This is a genomic window from Sphingomonas sp., from assembly GCF_023266535.1.
Lineage (GTDB): Bacteria > Pseudomonadota > Alphaproteobacteria > Sphingomonadales > Sphingomonadaceae > Sphingomicrobium.
Genome location: NZ_JAHFPY010000072.1, coordinates 1 through 13,971 on the forward strand (window position 1 = coordinate 1; position 13,971 = coordinate 13,971).

The 13,971-nt window shown below is 64.2% G+C and carries 15 protein-coding genes; 11 read left to right on the plus strand and 4 right to left on the minus strand.

The features are described 5' to 3' along the window. The first annotated feature begins 231 nt into the window (after positions 1–231). The 11 genes from rpsB (at position 232) to fabZ (ending at position 10,909) form a co-directional block, all read left to right on the plus strand. On the plus strand, positions 232–987 hold the full coding sequence (gene rpsB / locus Q0C64_RS11000) for a 30S ribosomal protein S2 (protein ID WP_294123741.1): 756 nt from the start codon (positions 232–234) through the stop codon (positions 985–987). Positions 988–1,107: 120 nt separating this feature from the next. Beyond that, the gene (tsf, locus tag Q0C64_RS11005; RefSeq protein WP_294123743.1) at positions 1,108–2,052 is read left to right on the plus strand and encodes a translation elongation factor Ts; all 945 of its coding nucleotides are present in this window, start codon (positions 1,108–1,110) and stop codon (positions 2,050–2,052) included. Positions 2,053–2,160: 108 nt separating this feature from the next. After that, positions 2,161–2,883 (plus strand): UMP kinase, encoded by a 723-nt coding sequence (gene pyrH, locus Q0C64_RS11010; protein ID WP_294123745.1) that lies wholly within the window; start codon positions 2,161–2,163, stop codon positions 2,881–2,883. Between the two features lie 3 nt (positions 2,884–2,886). Continuing rightward, a complete protein-coding gene (frr, locus tag Q0C64_RS11015) occupies positions 2,887–3,444 on the plus strand; it encodes a ribosome recycling factor (RefSeq protein WP_294123747.1) in 558 nt (185 codons plus the stop codon). A gap of 8 nt (positions 3,445–3,452) precedes the next feature. After that, the gene (locus Q0C64_RS11020) at positions 3,453–4,193 is read left to right on the plus strand and encodes an isoprenyl transferase (RefSeq protein ID WP_294123749.1); all 741 of its coding nucleotides are present in this window, start codon (positions 3,453–3,455) and stop codon (positions 4,191–4,193) included. Beyond that, positions 4,190–4,837: a phosphatidate cytidylyltransferase gene (locus Q0C64_RS11025; protein ID WP_294123750.1), complete on the plus strand. Its 648-nt coding sequence runs from the start codon at positions 4,190–4,192 to the stop codon at positions 4,835–4,837. Before Q0C64_RS11020 ends, Q0C64_RS11025 begins: the two co-directional genes overlap by 4 nt. Continuing rightward, on the plus strand, positions 4,834–5,997 hold the full coding sequence (locus Q0C64_RS11030) for a 1-deoxy-D-xylulose-5-phosphate reductoisomerase (RefSeq protein ID WP_294123751.1): 1,164 nt from the start codon (positions 4,834–4,836) through the stop codon (positions 5,995–5,997). Before Q0C64_RS11025 ends, Q0C64_RS11030 begins: the two co-directional genes overlap by 4 nt. Continuing rightward, entirely contained in the window at positions 5,997–7,118 is a 1,122-nt protein-coding gene (gene rseP, locus Q0C64_RS11035) for an RIP metalloprotease RseP (RefSeq protein WP_294123752.1), read from the plus strand. Before Q0C64_RS11030 ends, rseP begins: the two co-directional genes overlap by 1 nt. A 109-nt stretch (positions 7,119–7,227) precedes the next feature. Continuing rightward, a complete protein-coding gene (bamA, locus tag Q0C64_RS11040; protein ID WP_294123764.1) occupies positions 7,228–9,855 on the plus strand; it encodes an outer membrane protein assembly factor BamA in 2,628 nt (875 codons plus the stop codon). Next, positions 9,855–10,439 (plus strand): OmpH family outer membrane protein, encoded by a 585-nt coding sequence (locus Q0C64_RS11045; protein WP_294123753.1) that lies wholly within the window; start codon positions 9,855–9,857, stop codon positions 10,437–10,439. Before bamA ends, Q0C64_RS11045 begins: the two co-directional genes overlap by 1 nt. Continuing rightward, positions 10,436–10,909, plus strand: coding sequence for a 3-hydroxyacyl-ACP dehydratase FabZ (gene fabZ / locus Q0C64_RS11050; RefSeq protein WP_294123756.1), 474 nt, complete (start codon positions 10,436–10,438; stop codon positions 10,907–10,909). The genes Q0C64_RS11045 and fabZ overlap by 4 nt, the downstream gene beginning before the upstream one ends. Here the strand turns inward: fabZ and Q0C64_RS11055 are convergent. The 4 genes from Q0C64_RS11055 to Q0C64_RS11070 all read right to left on the minus strand — a co-directional run. After that, positions 10,906–11,607 (minus strand): ABC transporter ATP-binding protein, encoded by a 702-nt coding sequence (locus Q0C64_RS11055; RefSeq protein ID WP_294123758.1) that lies wholly within the window; start codon positions 11,605–11,607, stop codon positions 10,906–10,908. The two genes, fabZ and Q0C64_RS11055, sit on opposite strands and share 4 nt — an antisense overlap. Continuing rightward, the gene (locus Q0C64_RS11060; RefSeq protein WP_294123760.1) at positions 11,604–12,560 is read right to left on the minus strand and encodes an iron ABC transporter permease; all 957 of its coding nucleotides are present in this window, start codon (positions 12,558–12,560) and stop codon (positions 11,604–11,606) included. The genes Q0C64_RS11055 and Q0C64_RS11060 overlap by 4 nt, the downstream gene beginning before the upstream one ends. Further along, complete coding sequence (locus tag Q0C64_RS11065; RefSeq protein WP_294123761.1) at positions 12,557–13,315, minus strand: hypothetical protein; 759 nt, start codon at positions 13,313–13,315, stop codon at positions 12,557–12,559. Before Q0C64_RS11065 ends, Q0C64_RS11060 begins: the two co-directional genes overlap by 4 nt. Before the next feature lie 233 nt (positions 13,316–13,548). Further along, on the minus strand, positions 13,549–13,971 hold a 423-nt coding region (locus tag Q0C64_RS11070; RefSeq protein ID WP_294123763.1), incomplete at its 5' end, for a TonB-dependent receptor.

Below are 13,971 nucleotides of genomic sequence, written 5' to 3' on the forward strand. Positions count from 1 at the left end.
ACATCGGACATTCCTCACTGTGCTGTCGTCAATGTTCCTATAATGTTCTCATAACGTCAAGAGAGTTTGTTCTACCTTCGTTCCGGTAAGCTGCATTTCACGGAAGCGCTTGATATTGCTGCCTTCATCGTTTAGGGGCGCCCGCATCCCACAGGTGGAACCACCATACCGGTGCCAGCCGAACGGCTGGTGACACGGTTCCACCGAGGCATAACCGGAGGAGATATCCCTATGGCGACCAACGTCGTCACGATGCAGCAATTGCTCGAAGCTGGCGCCCATTTCGGCCACCAGACCCACCGCTGGAACCCGCGGATGAAGCCGTACATCTTCGGCGACCGCAACGGCGTTCACATCATCGACCTGTCGCAGAGCGTTCCGCTGTTCGCCCGCGCGCTCGATTTCGTCCAGCAGACAGTCGCCCGCGGCGGCAAGGTGCTGTTCGTCGGCACCAAGCGCCAGGCACAGGACGCGGTGGCCGAGGCGGCCCGCGTCAGCGGCCAGCACTTCGTCAACCACCGCTGGCTCGGCGGCATGCTGACCAACTGGAAGACCATTTCCAACTCGATCAAGCGCTTCAAGAGCCTTGAGGAGCAGCTGTCGGGCGACACCGCCGGCCTCACCAAGAAGGAAGTGCTGCAGCTGACCCGTGAGCGCGACAAGCTCGAGAATTCGCTGGGCGGCATCCGCGACATGGGCGGCCTTCCGGACGTGATGTTCGTGATCGACACCAACAAGGAAGAGCTGGCGATCAAGGAAGCCAACGTCCTTGGCATTCCGGTCATCGCGATCCTCGATTCCAACTCGAACCCGCAGGGCATCGCCTTCCCGGTTCCGGGCAACGACGACGCCAGCCGCGCCATTCGCCTCTACTGCGAGGCGATCGCCAATGCCGCCAACGCCGGCAAGACCGGCGGCGCCGCGGCGCGCGGCGAGGATATCGGCGAAATGGCCGAGCCGCCGGCGGAAGCCGCGCTCGAGGCGTAAAACCCTCCCCTCCCCGTGAGGGAGGGGATTGAGGGGTGGGTACCCAATACCCACCTTCTCATACTTGATACCCACCCCCGGCCCCTCCCTGTGAGGGAGGGGAGAGATGAGGAAACACCCATGGCTGAGATCACCGCTGCTTCGGTGAAGGAACTGCGCGAGCGCACCGGCGCCGGCATGATGGACTGCAAGAAGGCGCTGGCCGAGAATGCTGGCGACATGGAAGCGTCGGTCGACTGGCTGCGCGCCAAGGGCCTCGCCGCCGCCGCCAAAAAGGCCGGCCGCACCGCCGCCGAAGGCCTGGTCGGCGTGGCCGTCGAGGGCACCAGGGGCGCGGTCGTCGAGGTCAACTCGGAAACCGACTTCGTCGCCAAGAACGAGCAGTTCCAGGACTTCGTCCGCAACGTGTCGACGCTGGCGCTCGGCACCGGCGGCGACGTCGAGGCGCTGAAGGGCGCGGCCTATCCGACCGGCGGCACCGTCGAGGAGAAGCTGACCGAGAATATCGCCACCATCGGCGAGAACCAGTCGCTGCGCCGCACCGCGGTGCTCGAAGTGAGCCAGGGCGCGGTGGTCAGCTATGTCCACAATGCCGCGGCCCCGGGCATGGGCAAGATCGGCGTGCTGGTCGCGCTGGAAGGCGCTGCGTCGGCCGACACGCTGACCGCGCTCGGCAAGCAGATCGCGATGCACATCGCCGCCGCCAACCCGCTGGCGCTCAATGCCGAGGATCTCGATCCGGCGCTGATCGAGCGCGAGCGCGCCATCGCCATCGAAAAGGCGAAGGAAAGCGGCAAGCCCGACAATATCGTCGAGAAGATGGTCGAAGGCTCGATGGCCAAGTTCCGCAAGGAAAATGCCCTGCTGAGCCAGCTGTTCGTGATCGACAACAAGACCCCGGTCGCCGAGGTCGTTGCGCAGGCCGGCAAGGATGCCGGTTCACCGATCGCCCTGAAGGCGTTCGAGCGCTTCCAACTCGGTGAGGGCATCGAGAAGGCAGAGAGCGACTTCGCCGCCGAGGTGGCCGCGGCCGCCGGCGTCAAGAAGGACGAGCCGGTCGCTTAAGCACTGGCTTGCCGCATTCAATTGCGGTTGGCAGAGGGGCGGGTGCGCCGTAAGAGCGCATCCGCCCCTTCGCTTGTCTGGGGCCAATGAAAGAGGATTTGCCCGCCTATGACCCGACCGCGCTTCCACCGCATCCTGTTGAAGCTGTCGGGCGAGGCGTTGATGGGCCCCGGCCAGTTCGGGATCGACCCGGAAACGGTGGCCAGCATGGCCGGCGAAGTGGCCGCGGCCAAGGAAGCCGGGCACCAGCTCTGCCTGGTCGTCGGCGGCGGCAACATCTTCCGTGGGATTGCCGGGGCGGCCCAGGGCTTCGACCGGGCGACCGGCGACTATATGGGCATGCTGGCGACGGTGATGAACGCGCTGGCGGTTCAGAATGCGCTGGAAAAGATCGGGGTCGACACCCGCGTCCAGTCGGCCATTCCGATGTCGAGCGTTTGCGAGCCTTACATCCGCCGCCGCGCCATGCGCCACATGGAGAAGGGGCGGATCGTCATTTTCGCCGCCGGTACCGGCAATCCTTACTTCACCACCGATACCGCCGCCGCGCTCCGGGCCGCCGAAATGGGCTGCAACGCGCTGTTCAAAGGCACCAGTGTCGACGGCGTCTACGATGCCGATCCCAAGAAGGTGAAGACCGCCAGCCGCTACGACAGCTTGAGCTTCAATCGCGTGCTTGCCGACAACCTAAAGGTGATGGACGCCAGCGCCGTGGCGCTGTGCCGCGACAATAATATTCCGATCGTCGTGTTCAACATCCGCCAGCCGGGCAACCTCGCCGAGGTGCTGGCAGGGCGGGGAACCGCTACGATCGTCCAGAACGAGGAGTAGAGGATGCCCGCCTACGACAAGAATGACATCAACCGCCGAATGCACGGCGCGCTGGAAGTGCTGAAGCACGACCTGGCGGGCCTGCGGACCGGCCGGGCATCGACCGCCTTGCTCGATCCGATCCAGGTTGAAGTCTATGGCGCCAACATGCCGATCAACCAGGTCGCGACCGTCTCGGTGCCCGAACCACGCCTGCTGACGGTGCAGGTATGGGACCGGGGCAATATCGGGCACGTTGAAAAGGCGATCCGCAATGCCGGCATCGGCATCAACCCGATCGTCGACGGGCAGTTGATCCGTTTGCCAATTCCAGATTTGACCGAGGAGCGCCGCAAGGAACTGGCCAAGCTCGCCAGCCAATATGCCGAAAAGGCGCGCGTCGCGGTGCGCAACGTCCGCCGCGACGGCATGGACGACCTCAAGAATGACGAGAAGAAGCACGAAATCAGCGAGGACGAGCATAAGCGGCTCGGGACGGAAGTGCAGAAGATGACCGACGACACGATCAAGGAGATCGATGCCGCGGCGCATTCCAAGGAACAGGAAATCCTCGGCAAGTGAACTCCCACGTGGCCCCAACGGAGGGGGCATCGGTTCACGGCCAGGAGGCCGCGGGCGTGCCTCGCCACGTTGCCATCATCATGGATGGCAACGGACGCTGGGCTGCCAAGCGTGGCCTGCCTCGCGTCGCCGGCCACCGCGCGGGCGCGGAGGCGGTTCGCACGACGTTGAAGGCTGCTGCCAAGATCGGGATAGAGGTCCTTACGCTCTATGCCTTTTCGTCCGAGAATTGGCGGCGATCGGAAGAAGAGGTCAGCGACCTCAAGGGATTACTTGGCTATTACCTTGAGCGCGAACTGGACGAGCTGGATCGGCAGGGCGTTCGCCTGCTGCTGATCGGCGACCATCATGCCTTCGGGCCGCAACTGGTCGAGCGGCTGGAGCGCGCCGTCAAGCGGACCGCGGCCAATGACCGGCTGACCCTGGTGGTGGCGCTCGGCTATGGCGCAAGAAGCGAAATCGCCGGCGCCGCGCGCAAGCTTGCAGCCAGGGTCAAAGCCGGCGAGCTGGACCCGTCAGAGATTGATGAGAACAAATTCGGGTCTGAGCTGATGACGGCGGACCTGCCCGAGCTCGACCTGATGATCCGCACCTCAGGTGAAAAGCGGCTGTCCAACTTCCTGCTGTGGCAGGCGGCCTATGCCGAATTGATCTTCACCGACACGCTCTGGCCCGATTTCGACGAGGAAGCACTCAAAGCAGCTCTCGAAGAGTATTCGGGCCGCCAGCGGAGGTACGGCGGCCGATGAAGGAGCTGGCCACCCGCACCGCAGTCGGGATCATCCTGATCCTGATTGCCCTTGTGACCACCTTCTTCGGCGGAACGGCCTTCGCCGTGATGGTCGCGCTGGTCGCGACCGTCATGTACGTCGAATGGACCCGGATGCTGTCGAACTGGGGCGCAGAATGGAAGGTCTACGGCTTCTTCTATTGCCTGCTGCCCGCGGTCTCGCTGCTGTGGATTCGCGAGCAAGCCGAATATGCCGGTGTCGGCAGGGGTCCCGACCTGCTGATCTGGGTATTCCTGGTGGTCTGGTCGACCGACATCGGCGCTTACTTCAGCGGCCGCGCGATCGGCGGTCCCAAGCTGGCGCCGTCGATCAGCCCCAACAAGACCATTGCCGGGCTGGTGGGCGGCGTTGCCAGCGCTGCGGTCCTGGCCGGTGTCTGGGTCAATGTCGTGAAGCTGCCGACGATCCTGCTTTGGTTCGCGCCCCTCTTCGCCATCGCATCGCAACTGGGCGACCTGTTTGAAAGCGGGCTGAAGCGGCGCGCCGGGGTCAAGGACAGCGGCACCTGGCTCCCCGGCCATGGCGGCTTGCTCGACCGGCTCGACGGACTGGTTCCGGTGGCGATGCTGACCGCCGGCTTCATGCTGGTGGGCTGGCTATGACGCGCCGTTCGGTCTCGATCCTCGGCGCGACCGGCTCGGTCGGCACGTCCACGCTTGACCTGATCGAGCGGCATCCGGACCGGTTCGAAGTCGTTGCCCTGACCGCCGCGCGCAATGTCGCGAGCCTGGCGGATGCGGCGCGGCGCACCAACGCCCGGCTCGCGGTCATCGACGATGAGGCGCTGCTGCCGGAACTCAGGGAACGCCTGGCAGGCAGCGATTGTCGTGCCGCCACCGGCAAAGAGGCGATGTCGGAGGCCGCAGCGGGCGGCGCCGACTGGGTCATGGCCGCAATCGTCGGCTGCGCCGGGCTCGAGCCGGTCATGGCGGCGATCCGGGCGGGCCGCACCGTTGCCCTCGCCAACAAGGAAAGCCTGGTGACCGCGGGGGCACTGATGACCGAGGCCGCGGCCCGGTCCGGCGCCGAAATATTGCCGGTCGACAGCGAGCATAACGCGATCTTCCAGTGCCTGGCCGGCAATCGCTCGTCGGACGTGGCGAAGCTGGTCCTGACGGCCAGCGGCGGGCCGTTCCGCACCAAGAGCCGCGACGAGATGGCGGCGATGACGCCGGAGCAGGCGGTCGCTCACCCCAACTGGTCGATGGGCGCCAAGATCAGCGTCGATTCGGCGACGATGATGAACAAGGGGCTGGAGCTGATCGAGGCGCATCATCTGTTCGGTCTGCCGAGCGAGCGGATCGACATTCTGGTCCATCCGCAGTCGGTGATTCATTCGATGGTCGAATTTGTCGACGGATCGGTGCTTGCCCAGCTCGGCAGTCCCGACATGCGCATCCCGATCGCCCATACGCTGGCCTGGCCTGAACGGATGGACACGCCGGCCCAGCGGCTCGACCTCGCGGCAATCGCCAGCCTGACGTTCGAGGCGCCTGATTTCGAACGATTCCCGGCGTTGAAAACGGCTCGTTCCGCGCTCGAAACCGGCGGTTCCGCTCCGATCGCCCTCAACGCCGCCAATGAGGAAGCGGTCTCCGCTTTCCTGCAGCGCAGGATCGGCTTCCTCGACATCGTTGGCATCGTCCTGGAGACTATTGCTCAGACCGTCGCGGGGCGGCCTCGCTCCATCGCCGACGTCATCGACATCGATCGCGAGGCAAGAGCAAGGGCCACCAACCTGATGCGTGAGATGGCCGCCTGATGCTCGCCCAGCCGCCCCTGTGGTTCATTATCATCGCGTTCCTTTGCGCGCTGGGCCCGCTCGTCGTGTTCCACGAACTCGGCCATTACTGGGTCGGGCGGCTATTTGGCGTCGGCGCCGAAAAATTCTCGATCGGCTTCGGCCGCGAGGTTGTCGGCTGGACCGACAAGCGGGGAACCCGCTGGAAGGTCGGCTGGCTGCCGCTGGGCGGCTATGTGCAATTCGTCGGCGACATCAATCCGGTGAGCCAGCCTGGCGAGGCCGACGATGTGCCGGCCGAACTGCGGGCCAGATCATTCCACCTCAAGCCCTGGTGGCAGCGCTTGCTGATCGTGCTGGCCGGGCCGGCCGCCAACTTCCTGATGGCAATTGCCATTTTCGCGGCCTTTTTCCTCCTGGTCGGCGTTCCCAGCGCTTCGACCAAGATCAGCAAGATTCTGCCCGACGGAGCGGCATCGAAGAGCGAACTGAGGGTCGGCGATGTGATCACCTCCGTCGCCGGCAATTCCGTAGGTTCGATGAATGAGCTTCGGCTGGTGGTCATGATCCGCCCCAACCAGCGAGTGCCACTGGCGTATGTTCGCGACGGGCGGTCACATCAGGCGATCATCACAATCGGAGTTAGCGAACGCGCCGATGAATTCGGTCAAAAGGCCAAGATTGGACTGCTGGGTATTGAAGCAGAGGCCGAGCCGCTCCCGGCGTCGCAGGCCATTCCCGAGGCAACTCGATATACGTTTGCAATTACACGGTCGACGATGGTGGTAATCGGGCAGATCCTGACCGGCGAACGCTCCGTCAAGGAGCTGGGCGGGCCGCTGAAGGTTGCTCAAGTCGCGGGGCAGCAAGCCAGCCTCGGTCCGTTCGAATTCATCTATTTGATCGCGTTCCTCTCTATAAATCTGGGGTTCATCAATCTCTTGCCAGTCCCTGTCCTGGATGGCGGACATCTGGTTTTCTATGCGGCGGAGGCAATCAGGCGAAAGCCGGTCAGTGAGCAGGCGCAGGAATGGGCGTTTCGGGGCGGCTTCGCGCTCCTGATGGCATGGATGCTTGTGATCACTTTCAACGACTTGGCGTCTTTCGGCCTGTTCGAGCGACTTGGGCGCTTGATTGGATAGAGCGGTTGGGGCAGGGCGTGGCAATCATCTGTGGCACCGCGGGCAGCGGGCCGCTCAGCAAATTAGGCGGGGAAGCGTGAGTTCCAGCACCATTCAATATACCAAGCGGATGGCCGGGTTCCTTTTGGTTGGCACCATCCTTGGCGGCTGGTCCGCTCCCATCATGGCCCAGGAAGCTCCGGCGACCGCCGAGCCGGCTCCCGTGGCAGCTCAACCGGCGCCGGCACCGGTGGTGGCAACTTCGGGCACAATCCGGTCGATCCGCGTGGTCGGGTCCGAACGCCTCGAGCCGGAGACGGTTCGCAGCTATTCGAACCTGTTCCCGGGTCAGGACTATACGGCCGAAACGCTCGACCAGGCGCTGAAGGACCTCTACGCGACCGAATTGTTCGCCGACGTCGTCATCACTGGCGCCGATACCGGCACCCTGGTCATCACGGTTCGCGAAAATCCGGTCATCAACCGCATCGTTCTTGAGGGCAACAAGCGCATCAAGAGCGACAAGATCCAGCCGGAGATCAAACTGTCTCCGCGGCAGATCTTTACGCGGTCGAAGGTCCGCTCCGACGTTGACCGAATCATCGAGCTCTATCGCCGGCAGGGCCGGTTCGCGGCCAGTGTCGAGCCCAAGATCATCCAGCTCGACCAGAATCGCGTCGACCTGATCTTCGAGATCAGCGAGGGCGACAAGTCCAAGATCCGTGCGATCAACATCATCGGCAATGAGGAATATTCCGACGGCCGGCTGCGCAAGGAGATGTTCACCAAGGAGGCCGGCGGCCTGCTTGGCTGGTTCAAATCGAACGACAGCTATGACCCGGACCGGTTGGCGGCGGACCAGCAGAAGCTGCGCGCTTTCTACCTGACCCAGGGTTACGCCGACTTCCGCACCGTCTCGGCGCTTGCCGAGCTGACCCCGGACCGCAAGGACTTCATCATCACCTATGTGATCGAGGAAGGTCCGCGCTATAAATTCGGTACGGTCGACGCGGAGAGTGAACTTCGCGACTTCAGCGCCGACAACGTCAAGGCGCTGGTCAGGATCAAGCCGGGCAGCTGGTTCAACGCCAAGCTGGTCGAGGACACCGTCACCGCCCTCAACGAAGTGGCCGGCGCGCGCGGCTATGCCTTCGCGGACGTGTCGCCCAATTTCGACCGCGACGCCGAAAAGAAGCTGATGAACCTCACCTTCAAGGTCGGCGAAACCCCGCGCGTCTATGTCGAGCGGATCAACATCCAGGGCAACACGGTCACCCGCGACAAGGTTATCCGGCGCGAGTTCCGGATCAACGAGGGCGACGCGTTTAACGCCTACAAGGTGAAGCGCAGCCAGGACCGCATCCAGAGTCTCGGCTTCTTCCAGGAAAATCTGGAGATCAAGCAGACCCAGGGTACATCGAATGACCGGGTCGTGCTGAATGTCGACGTCGAGGAAAAATCGACCGGCGAACTGCAGCTTTCGGCGGGCTATTCCAGCCTGGAGCGGTTCATCCTTTCGGCATCGGTCGCGCAGCGGAACTTCATGGGCAAGGGCCAGACGTTGCAGGCCGGCGTCAGCTATTCGCGCTATTCGAAGTCGGTTTCGGTCGGCTTCACAGAACCTTTCCTGTTCGACAAGAGCATCCTGCTCGGCGGTGAGCTGTTCTATCAGGATTACAACAGCTTCAACTTCATCGGCAACCAGCGCAACCAGACCTACGGCCAGAATCGTATCGGCGGTAACATTCGGTTGGGGTTCCCGGTTACCGAGTATGTGAGCTTTGGCGGCCGCTATTCACTGTCGCAGGATGACATCACGCTCGACAAAAACACCTTCTTCGAGGATCTCGACAACGATCCCAATACGCCGGTGGAATGCAGCCCGAGACTGGCGGGCCGCTATCTGTGCCAGGAGCTTGGCAAGCGCATAACCTCCTCGGTCGGCTACAGCATCGCGTTCGACAACACCAATGGCATTCGTGCGACGCGCGGCGAGCGCCTCATCCTGGGTCAGGATTTTGCCGGGCTGGGCGGTGACGTCAAATATCTGCGCACCCGTGTGGACGCGACCAAATATTTCCCGCTGCCAAAGGGCTTCGTTCTCTCGATCCACGGTGAGGCCGGCTACGTCCATCCGCTGCAGAAAGCGAAAGATACAGGACAGGATCCGATCCGGATCAGCGATCGCTACTTCGGCCCGCAGTTGCGCGGCTTCGACATTCGCGGCATCGGCCCGCGCATCGAGCGCCGGCGCTATATCAACCCAACCGATCTGGAGGTCGGCAACAAGAACCTGGTCAGTGACGCGCTCGGTGGCCGCGCCTATTATATGGGCCGGGTGGAAATCGAATTCCCGTCCACCTCCGCGCTGAAGAATCTCGGCCTTCGACCTTCTGCCTTCGTCGATATTGGTTCCGTCTGGAAGTTGACGAAGCCAGACCTGGCCAATGAGCCAGGCATCTGCCAGGAACCGGACAACTCGGACCCCGATACGACGCCGCAAATTGAGAGGTTGGTAGCGGGCAATCCTTTGAGGGATCAATGCTCCGACTTTGGTTCAAACTTCGCTTATGTGCCCAACTCGGGCTTCAAGGAATCCTTCCTCGGCAATTCGCCCAAGCCACGCCTGTCGGTCGGCGTGGGCGTCAACTGGGTATCACCCTTCGGTCCGCTGCGTATTGATATCGCCAAAGCCCTGCTCAAGCAGGATGGCGACGAAACCAAGTTCTTCTCATTCAACGTAGGAACACAATTCTAATGATGATTCGTCTTTCCGCCGCCCTGATTGCGGCTTCCGCTTTCGCCACTCCGGTGCTTGCCCAGCAAGTCCCGAACGCGCAGGTCGCCGTCGTCGACCTCGACAGGATCGGCCGTGACTGCAACGCCTGCAAAGCCGCCGCCACCACGCTGCAATCGCAGGTGAATGCGTTCAACACGCGTCGCCAGCAGCTCAACACGCAGCTGCAGCCGGAGCGCACTACGCTGCAGACCGCGGTCAATGCGCTGAATGGCAAGCAGCCCGACGCCGCGCTGACCACGCGCCTCCAGGCGTTCCAGCAGAAGGAAGTGGCCGCTGCCCAGGAACTGGAAAAGCAGCAGAACCAGATCCAGCGGAACCAGGCCTATATCAGCCAGCAGATCAACGCCAAGCTGGCACCGCTGCTGCAGCCGGCCATGCAGAAGCGCGGCGCCAACATCCTGCTCGACGGCGGTGCGGCGATCCGCTTTGCCCCGACCGTCGACATCACCAACGACGTGTTGGCCTCGCTCAACGTTGCCCTGCCGAGCGTGGTGACCATCGCTCCCGCCCAGCCGGCGCAGACCAGCCCGCAAGGCCGGTGAACGAGACCGCCTCTGGCACCGCCATTGGCCCGCTCGACGTGACGCGGGTGATGGCGGCGCTGCCGCATCGTTACCCGATGCTGCTGGTTGATCGCATTGAAAGCCTCGATCCAGAAAAGGGGATCGTGGCCATCAAGGCGGTGTCGATGAACGAGGAGTTTTTCCAGGGGCATTTCCCCGGAAGGCCGATCATGCCTGGTGTGCTCCAGGTCGAGGCCCTGGCCCAGGCCGCTGGCGTGCTGGCGGTGGAAAGCCTCGGCCTCGCCGGATCCGGCAAGCTGGTCTACTTCATGTCGATCGACAATGTGAAGTTCCGCAAGCCGGTTGAGCCTGGGTGCTTGCTCCGGCTCGAAGTCGAATTCCTCCAGAAGCGTTCGAGGGTCTGCAAATTCGCCGGCCGCGCAACGCTCGATGGTGAAATCGCCACCGAGTGCGAATTTACGGCGATGATTGCCGACCCTCCTGCCTAACTCCTGATCGCCCAGTCGCCGTTGGCGGCCTGGATCCGGAATGTCTCACCGAAGCGCTCGCTGGCCATCAGGCTGGCGGGCGCTTCGTCCATCTGGACCTGGCCGCCGGCGATCAGCAGGGCGCGGGCGAAATGACCGAGCTGAGCGAGATCGTGCAGCGCGACCATGATGGTTGCACCGGAACGTGCGATGGATTCCAAGATCGCGATAATGCGAAGGACCCAGTAAGGATCGAGGTTGGAGAGGGGCTCATCCAACAGCAGAATCTTGGGGTTTCCTACAAGCGCCCGGGCGAGCAGGACGCGTGCGCGTTCGCCGGTCGACAGGCGGTTGACCGGCCGGTCAGCGAGATTTTCAAGTTCCAATAGCGCAATGAGTTCGGCGATGCGGGGCTCGTCGGGCCGGTCGAGGCCGAGGGCGATCACGTCGCGGGCGGCAATCGGCCAGGTCACGTCGCGCGACGCGGGGAGAAAAGAGAGCAACTGGCGGCGGCGGGCGGGAGGCGCGAGGTCGACGTCCTCACCGTTGATGGCGACCAGGCCCGAAGCGCCTTCGATACGGGCGAAGGCGCGCAGCAGGCTGGTCTTGCCGCCGCCATTAGGTCCGACCAGCGCGACCAACTCGCCGGCCGAGACGTCGAGGTCGGTGGGCTGAAGGCGACCGGCTATGGCGACGCCGCGGGCGACAAGTGACGTCATGCCGTCACCCTCCGCCGCATGGTGACGACCAGCCAGACGAACAGCGGCGTGCCGAACAAGGCGGTGACGACCCCGACCGGGATCGGGCGGTCGAGCGGCACGGCGCGCACCACCAGGTCGGCGGCGGCGAGCAGGATCGCTCCGATCAACGCAGCGGGCACCATCGCCGAGCCGGGATGGCCGCGACTGAGCGAACGGCCGAACACCGGCGCGACCAGCCCGACGAAGCCGATTGCGCCGGCCACCGAGACGCAGGCGCCGACCGCGATGGCGGATAAGGCGATCACCTCCATGGCGAGACGACGGGGCTTCAGGCCCATTGACGCCGCAACGTCTTCGCCCAGCGCGGTCAGGTCGAGCGCATGGGCATGGCGAAGCAGGAGGGCAGAGGCGATCGCGGCGGGAATGAGTGCGGCCGCGGCCTGGGCAAGGCTGCGGTCAGCGAAATTGCCCATCAGCCAGTCATAGGCGTCGTAGAAGGCGAAGGGTGAAGGAGCCAGCGCCAGCGCGAGACTGGTTGCGGCGCCTGCCGCCAGCGAAATGGCGAGGCCAGCCAGGAGGAGGGTGGTCGTGTCGGCACGGCGCCCGGCCAGCGCGACCAGCAGCGCCAGCATGCCGAGCGCGCCGACGGCCCCGCAGACGGCCAACAGCAGCGGCTGGGTGAGGCCCAGCCAATAGCCGCCGACCACTGCACCCAGCGCCGCCCCGCTCGACGCCCCGCTGATGTCCGGCGAGGCGAGGGGATTGGCGAACATGGCCTGGAGGGCGGCACCGCTGATCCCCAACACCGCGCCATAGCCCAGCACCAGCAGGGTGCGAGGAAGGCGAAGCTGGACCAGGATCAGGTCGGCTAGGTCGGGGTTGATCGCCCGGGCTTCGGCCAGTGTGCCCAGCGGCAGGAATAGGTGCGCCGCGGCAGCAACCAGCAGCCCGAAGAGCAGCCAGAACCTCACAAGGCGCTCCGCAGGCGCTCGACCTCGCCCAGCATCAGCGGCCCGGCACAGGTCCAGGGACGGCCGTCGATGGTCATGACCTTCGATGCTTTGGGACTGGCCAGCGGATGCTCGAGCCAGACCTGGCCCAGCGACCGTTCGGAGCGGCGATAGGTGGAGCGTAGCAGGACGGAGGGCGGGTCCATCGCCAGCTGCTCGAGCGTGGCGCGGCCCCCGGGTAGTGCACGTTGTTCGAGGCCGGCCAGCCGCATCCATTCCGCCTCGACCGACCGGGCTCCGACGCTATTGCCCCCGGCGCCAAGGAAGATCGCGTCGCGGGCGGGTGGGCCCGACCGCTGTAGCCGGGAAAGCCGCGCCTTCCACGGCAGGGCCCGGCGTTCATCGCCCAAGGCGCGCGCCACCAATGTCATGCCATTGGCGACATCGGCGATGGTGGCAGGGAAGGGCAGGTCGAGCGTTCTGAGGCCCATCCGGCTCGCGATCATGGCGGTCGACTTTCCGCCTCCGCCCATTGTGATCAATAAGTTGGGCCTTGCTTTTAAGGTGCTTTCGAGATCGCCGCGGTTGCCCGGATAGCGCTGCGCCTGGCGCCAAAGCGACGAATCCGCGGGGTCGCGCGACAGCCGGCTGACGCTGGCAATCTCCTGCGGCCTGGCCAGCAGCAGGAGATACTCGTCGGTGCACATGTTGAGCGAGGCGACCCTGACGGCCGCCGCGCGTGGGCTAGGTCCATGTACTGGCGAGGGTCGTGGCATGGCCGCTGCGGGATGCAGCGCTAGGAAAAGCGCGAAAAGCGGGGCAAATGCCCCCCGGGTAAGCGCTTTGACGACGAGATGCGCCCGCAGAGGCATGCCCTGCGGGTGGGACGCAATGGCGCCCTGCCACGCTCGCTCATTTGCCAGATAGGCCCCGCTATCTGGCGGCAATCGCTCACTCGCAATGCGCCCTTTCGTCACCACCACGGCCTCACCAGCACCTGGACCTAGCCCTACCGACCAAAAGCGACGCGAAGACCGGCATGGATGCTCCTTCCCTCGGTCCGATAGCCGAAAGTGTCTTGATAAAGGTCGTCGAAGGCATTGGCGACGCGCAGGTGCACTTCGATCTGGTCGGTCAGGCGGTAGGCGATGCGCGCACTGGCCAGCCAATAGGCGTCGAGGCGAACGAGTTGAGCGGGAAACAAGTCGAAGTTGGTATCCTGCCGCGCGCCGGTATAGGCGATCGCCGCGCCATAGTTCAGCCGGCCGCTGGCGCCGTCGAGCGCGATGCTGCCGCTATGCTTGGGCCGGCGCGTTTCCTTGAGCTGCCCGCCGCCGACCTCGGGTTCGCTGGCATCGAGCCAGGCGTAGTTGGCGGTCAGGCGCAGGGCTTGGGACGGCTGGTAATAGCCTTCGAGCTCGATCCCCTGCCG

Excerpts from the sequence above, each read along its gene's own strand:
- rpsB (WP_294123741.1), top strand. The coding sequence starts at position 232 with ATGGCGACCAACGTCGTCACGATGCAGCAATTGCTCGAAGCTGGCGCC.
- tsf (WP_294123743.1), top strand. The coding sequence starts at position 1,108 with ATGGCTGAGATCACCGCTGCTTCGGTGAAGGAACTGCGCGAGCGCACC.
- pyrH (WP_294123745.1), top strand. The coding sequence starts at position 2,161 with ATGACCCGACCGCGCTTCCACCGCATCCTGTTGAAGCTGTCGGGCGAG.
- frr (WP_294123747.1), top strand. The coding sequence starts at position 2,887 with ATGCCCGCCTACGACAAGAATGACATCAACCGCCGAATGCACGGCGCG.
- Q0C64_RS11025 (WP_294123750.1), top strand. The coding sequence starts at position 4,190 with ATGAAGGAGCTGGCCACCCGCACCGCAGTCGGGATCATCCTGATCCTG.
- Q0C64_RS11030 (WP_294123751.1), top strand. The coding sequence starts at position 4,834 with ATGACGCGCCGTTCGGTCTCGATCCTCGGCGCGACCGGCTCGGTCGGC.
- rseP (WP_294123752.1), top strand. The coding sequence starts at position 5,997 with ATGCTCGCCCAGCCGCCCCTGTGGTTCATTATCATCGCGTTCCTTTGC.
- bamA (WP_294123764.1), top strand. The coding sequence starts at position 7,228 with ATGGCCGGGTTCCTTTTGGTTGGCACCATCCTTGGCGGCTGGTCCGCT.
- Q0C64_RS11045 (WP_294123753.1), top strand. The coding sequence starts at position 9,855 with ATGATGATTCGTCTTTCCGCCGCCCTGATTGCGGCTTCCGCTTTCGCC.
- Q0C64_RS11055 (WP_294123758.1), bottom strand. The coding sequence starts at position 11,607 with ATGACGTCACTTGTCGCCCGCGGCGTCGCCATAGCCGGTCGCCTTCAG.
- Q0C64_RS11065 (WP_294123761.1), bottom strand. The coding sequence starts at position 13,315 with ATGCCACGACCCTCGCCAGTACATGGACCTAGCCCACGCGCGGCGGCC.